At 74.3% G+C, this 10,866-nt stretch carries 2 protein-coding genes and 1 tRNA gene; 2 read left to right on the plus strand and 1 reads right to left on the minus strand.

Going from position 1 to position 10,866, the window contains the following annotated elements:
* The first annotated feature begins 11 nt into the window (after nucleotides 1–11).
* A complete protein-coding gene (gene pruA / locus K2F47_RS03270; protein ID WP_242901146.1) occupies nucleotides 12–1,643 on the plus strand; it encodes an L-glutamate gamma-semialdehyde dehydrogenase in 1,632 nt (543 codons plus the stop codon).
* A 286-nt stretch (nucleotides 1,644–1,929) separates the two neighbouring features.
* Nucleotides 1,930–2,003 (plus strand) — tRNA-Met (locus K2F47_RS03275).
* Nucleotides 2,004–2,196: 193 nt separating this feature from the next.
* Here K2F47_RS03275 and K2F47_RS03280 read toward each other — a convergent pair.
* Nucleotides 2,197–10,827 carry a LamG domain-containing protein gene (locus K2F47_RS03280; protein ID WP_242901147.1) on the minus strand — a complete coding sequence of 2,877 codons (8,631 nt, stop codon included), beginning with the start codon at nucleotides 10,825–10,827 and terminating at the stop codon, nucleotides 2,197–2,199.
* Nucleotides 10,828–10,866 lie beyond the last annotated feature (39 nt).

The following is a 10,866-nucleotide window of genomic DNA, read 5'->3' on the forward strand; positions in this document are numbered from 1 at the left end:
GGGTTCCTTACATGGACGCCGTGACCAACGTCCCGACACCGGTGAACGAGCCGGTGCGCGGCTACGCCCCGGGCAGCGCCGAGCGGGCCCGGCTCGAGGCCGAGCTCGCCGAGCTGACCGCGCAGGCGCCCATCGACCTGCCGATGACGATCGGCGGGGAGCGGCGGCTCGGCGCCGGGGCCAAGGTCGCCGTCGTGCAACCGCACCGGCACGCCTCCGTCCTCGGGACCTTCGGGACCGCCACCGAGGACGACGCCCGCGACGCCATCGCCGCCGCGCTGAAGGCCGCCCCGGCGTGGCGCGCGCTGTCGCTGGACGACCGCGCCGCGATCTTCCTGCGCGCCGCCGACCTGCTCGCCGGACCGTGGCGGAAGACGATACTGGCCGCGACGATGCTGGGGCAGTCCAAGACCGTCCAGCAGGCCGAGATCGACAGCCCGTGCGAGCTGGTCGACTTCTGGCGCTTCAACGTCCACTACGCGCGGCGGATCGCCGCCGAGCAGCCGATCAGCAGCCCGGGCGTGTGGAACCGGTCCGACCACCGTCCGCTGGAGGGGTTCGTCTACGCGATCACCCCGTTCAACTTCACCGCCATCGCGGGGAACCTGCCGACCGCGCCCGCGCTCATGGGCAACGTCGTCGTGTGGAAGCCGTCCCCGACGCAGACCTACTCCGCCGTGCTGCTCATGCGCCTGCTGGAGGAGGCCGGGCTGCCGCCGGGCGTGATCAACCTGGTCACCGGTGACGGCCTCGCGGTATCGGACGTCGCGCTCACCCACCCCGACCTGGCCGGGATCCACTTCACCGGGTCGACGGCGACCTTCCAGCACCTGTGGAAGACCGTCGGCGCCAACATCGAGAAGTACCGCGGCTACCCGCGGCTCGTCGGCGAGACCGGCGGCAAGGACTTCGTCGTCGCGCACCCCTCGGCCGACCCCGCGGTCCTGAAGACCGTCCTCGTCCGCGGCGCGTTCGAGTACCAGGGGCAGAAGTGCTCGGCGGCGTCCCGCGCCTACGTCCCCCGGTCGCTCTGGGACGGCGGGCTCCGCGACGCCCTCGTCGCCGAGGTCTCCGGGCTGACCGTGGGCGACGTGACCGACCTGTCCAACTTCATGGGCGCGGTCATCGACGAGCGCGCGTTCGCCAAGAACAAGGCCGCGATCGACCGGGCGCAGGACGACCCGTCCGTCGAGGTCGTCGTCGGCGGCGCCTACGACGACTCCGTCGGCTACTTCGTCCGGCCGACGATTCTGGCCTCGGACGACCCGGCGAACGAGATCTTCCACACCGAGTACTTCGGGCCCATCCTCGGCGTCCACGTCTACGACGACGACCGGTACGAGGAGATGCTCGCCCAGATGGAGTCGGTGGCGCCCTACGCGCTCACCGGCGCGATCGTGGCCAACGACCGCGCGGCCGTCGCGCACGCCGCCGAGGTCCTGCGCTACGCCGCCGGCAACTTCTACATCAACGACAAGCCGACCGGCGCCGTCGTCGGCCAGCAGCCCTTCGGCGGAGCCCGCGCGTCCGGCACCAACGACAAGGCCGGTTCGATCCTGAACCTGCTGCGCTGGACGTCGCCCCGCTCCATCAAGGAGACCTTCGTCCCGCCGACCGACTACCGCTACCCGCACATGTCCTGAGTCCCCGCTCAAGGGGGCCCGCTGGCGGCTGTGTTCATTACAAGATCGGTCAGCGTGCTTGCCTGGCGGCTCGCACGCTGACCGATCTTGTACGGGCGCGGATCGCTTCGCGAGCTACCCGGTAGGGCCCACGCCTTTGGCGTCGGCCCCACCGGTCAGCTACGCGTTCGCGCGGTGGCAGAGGCCGTCGCGAAGCACGTGCGCGCGCGGGTCTGGGCCCCGGTTCACGCCCGGTTCGCTATCGGTTTGCGCAAGCAACTCCATCCCCATAGAGTTAAGACATCACCGCGGGGTGGAGCAGTTCGGTAGCTCGCTGGGCTCATAACCCAGAGGTCGCAGGTTCAAATCCTGCCCCCGCTACGGGTCCTGGGGTCCGCTGGTCGTGCTTTGCACTTCCCAGCGGGCCCCTTCGCCGTTTCCCCGGGGGGGCGACCCCCCGGACCCCCCGATGTGGGGGCTCCGCCCCCACGCCCCCTGCGCGCGCTGCGCGCGCTTTTTGGGGCTTCGCCCCTTGCCCCCGGGCTTCGCCCATTTGTGTGGGTTCGGCTTGGCTCTAGTCGGTCAGGGGGATGTGGGTGGAGCCGGTCTGGCTTAGTTTTTGGATGGTGTAGGTCTCCTGCTGGGTGGGGCGGGTCGAGTCGGTTAGGTGGAAGACCGCGCGGCGGCGTACTACCTCTGTGCGTAGGTCGGCCGGGTTCACCAGTTCCACTCGTTGTGCTTCTGGGCCCCAGGCGAAGCGGCGGCACTCGACCTGGGTGTGGTCGCCGGACGTCTGCTTGCGGAGCAGGGCGTAGGCCGCCTCCGTGGCGGGGATCACCGGGGCCTCGACGATGGTGATGTCCAGGCGCACCACGGTCGGTTTGACCGGGCCTCCGTCGACGTGCAGGGCCAGGCGCAGGCGCTCGCCGGGGACGAAGGGGCCGTTCAGCTTCTGGAGCGCCGCCAGCGACAGTTCGTGCAGCTTGCCCGGGTCGAGTCTCGGGGGGCCTCCGGTGGCGTCCGGGTCCAGGAGGTCGCGCGGGGTCTGGTCCAGGTCGATCTTGTGGAGGGTCAGCGTGACCACAGGGTTGCCGGGGGGCGTCTCGTCCCAGTCGAAGCGGAGGGCGAGTGTGCTGGTCGGGTTGCACTCGCGGCGCTCGGCGGAGAGGGTGACGGCGCGCTGCGGGCTCGTGGTGTCCGTGGGTTGCTTGGGGAACTGCACGGAGACGCTGGCGTGGGCGGACGGCGAGGCGAGCCGGCGGTTGTACTCGGGGTCCTCGAAGTGGACGTGGCGCGGGACGAGCGGCAGGTAGGACGCGTTCGGGTCGGCCACGCGGAGCGGGAAGCCCAGCACGTGGCTGTAGCCGTCGTGGTACGGCTCCGCGCCCGGGTGGTGCGGGACGAACCGCGCCGTGACGCGCGCTTGGAGCGGCGCGCCGGGGGGCAGGGCGGCGATCAGTACGCGGGCGCGGTCGGCGCGGGTCTTCGGGTCGCCGGGGAGGCCGAACCGGCGGATCGCGAACTTCGCCGTGTCGATGGTGTCGACGTTCGGGCCCGGGAGGGTGACGCCCGCCGCGGCCAGTTGGGCACGCAGGGCCGGGGTCAGCGCCAGGGTGGGCGTGGTGATGTCCACCAGGGGCGTGACCTGGGTGGCGTCCACGAGTTCGAGGGTCAGGGCCCAGTCGCGGATGCCGGTCTCCGGGGTCTCCGGCTTCTGGCCGTTGACGAGGGGGATGCTGCCGTCCGTCCGGTAGACGAAGGTCAGGACTCCGTCCCAGCCGACGTCCAGCGTCGCGCGTTCGACCGCTGCGAGGCGCAGGCGTAGGCGCTGGGACGTCTGGCGGTACTTCGGGTTCTCGGGCGGGTCGTCGAAGGCGGCGCGGAAGGCCTCGTCGGACGGGGACGGCGTGACCAGGGCCGGTGTCGCGGGGTCGAAGTGGCTCGCCCAGGTGCGCAGTGCGATTTCCTGGCCGCCGTCGGCGTTGGGCGGCAGCGGTACCGGACGCGGGGCGCGGTGCTCCACCGGGAGCCCGCCGGAGAGCAGGGCCAGGCCGCGCGGGCGCGGGTGGTCGCCGGTCAGGGTGATGCCGCTCTGGCGCAGGACCTGGTTGCGCACCGTCAGGAAGACTCCGGGACGCGCGCCGGTCACCAGGTAGCGCAGGCCGCCGGGCAGGACGGGCTGCCAGCGGTCCAGGGCCGGGCCGTCCGCCGCGGGGAGGGCGGGCTGGTCGAACACCGGGCCCGTCAGCGCGGGCAGCGGCGGGTTGGGCGGCACGGGGAGCAGGGTGCTCACGGCGGGCGCGCGGAAGCGGCGGGGGAGGCCACCGGTCGGGCGGTCGGTGTGCAGCGCCGAGCGGAACTGCACCGTGTGCTGGACGGTCTGCCACCACAGCGTCTGGCCCGCCGCGCCGGGGGTGGCCGCGCCGACGGCGCCCCGCTGGCCCTCGGTGTAGTGCACGCTCACGCGGAGCGCGCTGAGGCCCCAGGGCCAGGCGGGCAGGTCGCCGCGCACCGGGCGCTGGGTGAGGTAGAGCGGCTGCACGCCCACTGTTTGGGGCGGGGCTAGTTCGAAGTCGTGGGGGCCTGCCGGGATCGCCGCGATGTTGCACTGGCCTTCGCGGTAGCGCAGGCCGGTGAGTTCCGGGCGGATGCGGAACAGCCGCCTGGCCAGCGGGGACGTGGTCGTCACGCGGACGAGGGCGAAGGCGTAGCCCGTGGTCAGGGCCGCCTCTCCGAGGTTGTCGGGACGGGTGTTGTCGCTGATGATCCGGTAGCGCAGCACCGCGATCGGCGACTCGGGGGCCAGGAGGCGCTGGGACTGGACGGCCCAGCTCTGTGCCTGGGCGCGCAGCTTGCCCTCGTCGGCCAGGTCGGGGGTGTCGGTCCGGACGCTCCACATGCGGCTCGCCACCGGCTCCAGCCGCATGGTGCTGGGCGCGAGGCAGAGCAGCTCGGCCAGCAGCAGGCGGGTTTGCAGCGGCGAGGGGGCGCCCTGCGGGATCGCCGGGGCCGGGCGCCACTGGATCCCCAGGTACGGGCTGACGACGAGGCTGAGCGGGCGCGGGTTGGCGGTTCCGTCGAGCGTCAGCGGCGCGGGGATGAGGGTGGCCGCGGGGTAGCGGCGGGGGCCCTGGCCGATGGGGGGCCGGGTGAGCAGTCCGCTGCTCGCGATGAGCGCGGCGGCCAGCGTCCAGCCGTAGGGGGGCTTGCTGGTCGGGGACAGCGTGCTCACGGCCTGGGTCAGCAGCAGCCCGTCCTCGCGCCAGACGGGGTCGGCGTAGGGCGAGGGTTCGGGCAGTGCCGGGCGGGTGTCCGGCTGGGGCGGGTAGAAGGGGCGGCGCGGGTCGAAGGCCTGGCGCAGCGCGGTCGGGCGGCTGAGCCGGGCCGGTGTCTCGGGGAGGGACGCGAGGACGCTCTGCGGCGACGCGCCCTCCGGTTCGGGCGCCGGGTTCTGGGCGCGGAACCAGCTCTCCTCCAGCGCGAGCGGGTCGAGCCGGGCGAAGGCGCGGCCGACCACGGTGTCGAAGCTGGCGAGGGTGATGTTCAGCGGGGCGCCGTCGGCCCAGCCGGAGAGGGCGAGCGCCAGGGCGGGCAGGGCCGTGCCGGGGGCCGAGGCGCGCAGCCGGGCGATCACCAGCAGCGGGTCGATCTGCAAGGGGCTGGGCTGCCCGGGCGGCGTGGCGAGGTCGCGGGCCGTGTCCTGGAGCCTGCCGAGGAAGGGCATGGTCAGCAGCAGCCAGCGCGGGTCGGTCGGGTCGGTCGGCGCGTAGTCCGCCGGGCTGCCGAGCAGGGCGCCCTGGCTGCCGGTCGGGAGGAACTGGAGCGTGGTGGCCGTGCCCTCCGCGACGGGCGTGAGCCCGACCATGTGGTGGGCGCTCGCCTCGACGAGCAGCGTGTCCTGCGGGAGGGCGTCCAGCGCGGCGCCCGGGTCGGCCAGCAGGGCGGACAGGCCGGCGCCCAGGTAGCCGCCGCCCACGGTGCCGAGCGGGCCGACGTCGTCGGCCGGGTCGATGGCCTTCAGGGCGGCCAGGGAGCGCAGGAACCGCGCGGCGCGCCGGGGCGTGAGCAGGCGCACCTCCTGGAGCGTCGTCCAGCGGGCCTCCTCGCCGAGCGTCCCGCCGCCGTTGGCCGCCGGGGTCACCTCGACGAGCTGGTGCTCGACCACGGCCAGCGTCTGCCAGCTCTGGCCCTGCGCGAACGTGAACAGCAGCGGTCCGTCGGCGGCGGTCAGCGTGGAGCCGGGCAGTTCGTGCTGGTTCAGCAGCACCCGGATCGTGTGGCGCAGATGGGTCAGGGGCGGGGGTCCGGCGACGCGGGCCGCCGGGAGCGTGATGCGCGCGTTGGCCGCGTCGTAGTTGAGCCGCTGCGGCCAGGAGACCAGGTTGGTCGCGGTCAGCATCCCGTTGAGCAGGAAGCTCTCCTGCCAGTCCTTGCCCTGGAGGCGCGAGGTGTAGCCGACCACGACGTCGCCGGACGAGGACCCGTACAGCTCCGCCGCCTCGGCGGTCCGGGCCGGGCGGGGGTCCTGCAACGAGCGGCCCCAGTGGGCGATGAGCAGCGCCTCCACGAAGGCGCCGGTCAGCGGCAGGTCGGGGAGGTCGTCCGGACGGGCGGTCGCGCGGAAGGTGACGGTGGCGAAGCCCGGTGCGGCGCGGTCCCCCAGGCCGGGCGTCTGGGCGTCGGCCAGGCGCATGCCGGGCAGGAACTGGAGGCCGCCGGGCTGCGGGGCGCCGTAGCCGTTCCAGCCGAACTGGAGCGCCGTGTCACCGGCCAGGGCGGCGGGCGAGCCGTCGGGCAGCGTGACCGCGAGCGTGAGGTCGCCGAAGAGGTTCGCGGAGTCGAGCGTGAAGCGGTCCGCCCCCGCCGCCATCAGGTCGAAGGTCAGCGCGGCCGAGATCGCCTGCCCCCGGGCCGTGGTCGGCGCCGTCGCCGGGCCGGCGGCGAAGCGCGCGCCCACCTCCTCGGCGGAGAGGGCCCGGTCGTAGAGGGCGAGCATGCGGTAGGTGCCGAGCCACGCCCGGCTGCCGGTGATCTCGTCGCCGAGGGCCAGCTCGTAGCGGTCGTCCCAGGTGTCGAGGCTTCCGGGGACGGTCTGCTCGGCCGCGAGCCGCCCGTTGATGTAGATCCGGGTGCGGCCGTCGGCGGAGCGGGTGTAGGCCAGATGGGTCAGGGCGGTGCTGAGCGAGCCGGCCGGGGTGGCGAGGTCGGGGACGCCCTCGTCGGTCGTGGTGCTGGTGCGCAGCCACGCGTCCGCGGCGGACGAGGTCAGCAGCCCCTTGCGCTGCTGGAGGGTCAGGTTCCGGTGCTGGGCGTCGGCGGAGACGGTGAGCATGTTGTACTGCGCGTTCAGCAGGCCGCCGCTGACGGGGACGAGCCACGCCTCGATGCTGATCTCGTCGCTCGCCTTCACCGCCGAGATCAGCTTCTTGGCCGGCGCACCCGAGCGGATGAGCCGCGCCTGGGTCAGGGTCAGGCCGTCGGCGCTCCAGCTCATGCCCTGCGACGAGGCGGCCTTCAGGTCCAGCGGCTCGCCCGTCCCGGAGGTGTCGTGGACGGTGACGCCGCTGCCCTCGTCGAACCGGTAGAGTGCCTGGAGGCCCGAGGGCGGTCTGCCGACCCGCACGGCGAGCGTGAGGTTCAGCGTGTGCTTGCCGCCGGCCATGTCGAGGCCGAGGGCGACCCGCTGCGGGACGATCGGGGCCGGGCCGTTCGCGCCGGGCAGCGTGAAGGGCGGCGTCGCCGGGTTGGGGAACCCGATCGGCGGCAGGCCGACCGCCCACTCCACCTGGAACAGGTGGAAGTACAGCCGCACCTGCTGGACGGTCAGGCCGGTGCCGCCGGAGTTCAGCGCGATCCCGCCGACTCGCAGGCGCGGTGCGTCCCCCGCCTCGCCGGCGGTGGTGGCCAGCGGCCACTCCAGCGGGGGGCCGTCGAGGGCAACGGCGCTGAGGCGCAGTTCGGTGCCGGTCCCGGTGAAGGTGAGCCGCGCGCAGTTGCTCAGCTCGGCCTGCTCGGCCTGCTCGCTCCCCGCGCCCGCCACCGGGAGTTGCAGCCGACCGATCACCTCGACCGTGGCGACGCCGTCGCCCGCGAAGACCACGCGGTCGAGCACCAGCGGGAAGAAGCGCAGCCCGAACAGGTCGAGGCCGGACGCGGGTTTGTCCGGATCGTCGGCGAGCGGGCGCAGCCGCCACTCGTATCCGGTGCGGTGCTCGTAGTCGCTGCTGCGCGCCTCGGGGTCGTTGCTGTCGAGATCGAGTTCGACGGCCTTGGGCGAGCGGGCGGACGCCTTGCCGAACGTCGCGCCCTGGGCGGGCAGGTCGCGGAACCAGAGCCGCCAGGACGTCGTGCCGTGGCCGAGCGTGAGCGGCAGGCGGGTGGTCGTCAGCTGGACATCGCCCGCGGTGGGGTGGCTCAGCGGGGTCCTGATCAGGTTGGACGCGGGCACGCTCGCGCCGCGGACCAGGCCGCGCTGGTCGGTGTAGCCGCCGGTCCCGGCCGCGGCGGCCATGCTCCCGGCCGTCACCCGGTACCGGGCCGCGTCCGGGGGCGAGCCCGCGGGCAGGCGGCGCAGGGCGTTCGTTCCGTCGGCGAAGTCGCCGTCGACCCCCTGGAGGGCCGTCTCGCCCTTCAGCGTCAGGAGGGCGCTGGGGGCGGCGGGGTCGGCGTTGTCCAGGCGCACCTCGCCGGGGTAGCCGTCCAGGACGAAGGCGGCCTTGACCGGCCACGGGTGGACGGACGCCAGGTCGCTCAGCGTCGGCTGGCCGTCCCGGCGGCCGAAGGCGGCCACGTCGTCGGCGGCGGCGAGGTTGGCGCGCTCGGCGAGGCGCCGCCAGTGCGCGGCGTAGTCCACGCGGGTGAGCGGGCGCGGCGGCTCGGGCGCCGCCGTGTCGGGCAGCGGTGAGCTCTCGCGCGGGTCCGTGGGGATCTTGGGGAGCTGGGCCAGCGCCTGGATCTCGTCGGTGTAGGGCAGGTCGTAGCGGTACTGGACGGGCAGCCCGAGCGAGGCGTCGTTCTGCGGAGGGTCGCCGTCGGGACGCGGGTCGAGCACCAGGCCGGGCAGCGAGAGTGCCAGCAGGGGCAGGTCGAACAGCTTCGCCGCGTCCGCGCCGAGCCATTCGCGGGCGGGCGTGAGGGCGCCGCCGCCGTAGCGCGGCCAGCCCGCCGCGCCGTCCGCCGCGAAGCGCCAGCCCACGGGCAGGTCCACGCCGTCCTGGCGGGTGACCGGCAGCTCGAACGGGACGAGCTGCCGCCCGCCGATCGGCACGTTGGGCGGGGTGAGGCTCTGGGTCAGCGCGAGCGCCTGCACCATCGGCAGCGTCGGGTGGCGGCGCCAGACGAGCGGCAGCGCGAAGCCGAGCAGGTCGGGCGGCAGGGCGCCGCGCTGCACCAGGGCCCGCAGCAGCACCGGGTCGACGCCGTACTGGAAGGCCCAGGCGGCGAGGCCGGCCGAGGGCGCCGGCTTGCTCCGCCACGCGAAGCTGATCGCCTCGAACGCGAGCCGCACGAGGGGCGGGAACAGCTCGCGCCCGGTGACGGTGTGCAGCGGCAGGGTTTGCAGGCCGCCGATCCAGTCGTCCAGGCCGGGCAGGGCGTCGGCCGTGGTCGGCGATTCGGTGCTCAGCCAGAACATGCCGCCCAGCGCCACCTCGGGCGCCTCCAGCGTCAGCGCGGCCGACTGGAGCTGGAACTCCTGGCCGCTCGGCGCGAGCGTCCAGGCGCCGGTCATGCGCTGGGTCGCCGCGAGCGTGAGGCTCCACGGCTGCTCGCCGGGGACCAGGGCGGCCACGGCCGGGTCGTCGTTGCCGAAGCTGACCGCGCCCTGGAGCAGGTTCGGGGGCGTCGGGACGGGATCCGAACGGGCCGCGCCCGCGTCGAGGTAGATCTGCTCGGACAGGTTGGGCAGCGGGAGCTGGGCCCAGCCGTCGTCCAGCGGGGCGAACCCCCACAGCACGGCCGGGGCGACGGGCTTGGCGGCGGCGCCCGCCGGGGCCGGGCTCCAGGTCGGCTCGGGCTCTCCCGCCGTGGCGCGGAGCCGGCGCGCGGCCTCGTTCGGGTCGAACGCGAGCGTGGTCGCGGCCAGCGTGATCCGCTCGCTCCACCCGGTGCCGTCGCGGACGGCCTGGTAGCCGAGCGTGCCCGGGGAGCCGGTGGGCGTGGTGCCCGCCCGCACGTCCACCCGCAGCTTCGTGCCGTCGGCGGTCAGCCGCGCGGTCGCGGGCGTGATCCGGGCGAGCGTGTCCGGCTGGGCGTTCTGGTCGTAGGGCTGGCGGTCGCTGAGCAGCACGCCGAAGTCGTCGCCCGCGAAGCTGATCGGACGCGTTCCGGGCTGCTCCTGCCAGGGCGCGATCTCCCAGAACAGGCGCGGGACGGCCAGCGGATTGGCCGGCTCCAGCGTCGCCCACTCCGGCGCGGGCACCGGCTGGACCAGGCCGTTCAGCGGGTTGTTCGGGTTCAGGTAGCGGCCGAGGCGGCGCCAGGAGGCGATGAGCGCCGCCCGCTCGGCGTCCGTCAGCCGCTCGGCCTCGATCGACATCCGGAAGCCGCGCACCCCGGCTCCGGGCGCCGGTTGGGGGTCGGGGACGACCCGGGCGAGCTGGAACACGGCCTTGACCGGCGCGGTGTCCCAGAGCAGCCGGACCTGGCCGAAGACCGACAGCCCGGCCGCGTGGACGGCGAGGGCGCCGAGCAGGCGGGCCGCGCCGGTGCGCTGGGTGATCGCCGCCGGTTCGAGCCCCAGCGCCGTGTACAGCTTCTGGGTCGCGCCGAGCTGGGCGGCCATCGGGTCGAGGATGATCTCCCCGCCGAGGCAGGTGAAGGTGGGCAGCTTGCCGGCCGGGTTCTCGGGCCAGCCGTCGGCCGGGGCCTGGAGCAGGAGCAGGCTGACGGTCCCGGCGCTGATCGCGGCCCGGATCGCCGCGGGCGGGAGTTTGCCGTCGGGCTTGTCGCCGCCGCGCTTCCACACGTACTGCGGCGTGCTGCCGTTGGTCGGGCTGATCGTGACGCTGGTGACGTACACCAGCGCGAGCACGGTCCGCGGCAGCAGGACGTCGTCCTCGCCGACCGCCTCGCGCGGTGTCGTGTCCGTGAACAACGTCCGGAACGCGAGGTTGGTGGCCGGATCGGCCAGCCGGATCACCTCGGCCTCGGCGGCCCAGAAGGGACCCGCGACCCTCAGCTTCGGTAGCTCGGGGAGATCCGCCATCTGCTCCTCCTGGTCCGCTCGTGGATCCGCTCGTGGGGC

It is taken from the genome of Actinomadura terrae, from assembly GCF_022751215.1.
GTDB lineage: Bacteria > Actinomycetota > Actinomycetes > Streptosporangiales > Streptosporangiaceae > Spirillospora > Spirillospora terrae.

Coding starts and splice junctions, on each gene's coding strand:
- pruA (WP_242901146.1), top strand. CDS start 12: ATGGACGCCGTGACCAACGTCCCGACACCGGTGAACGAGCCGGTGCGC.
- K2F47_RS03280 (WP_242901147.1), bottom strand. CDS start 10,827: ATGGCGGATCTCCCCGAGCTACCGAAGCTGAGGGTCGCGGGTCCCTTC.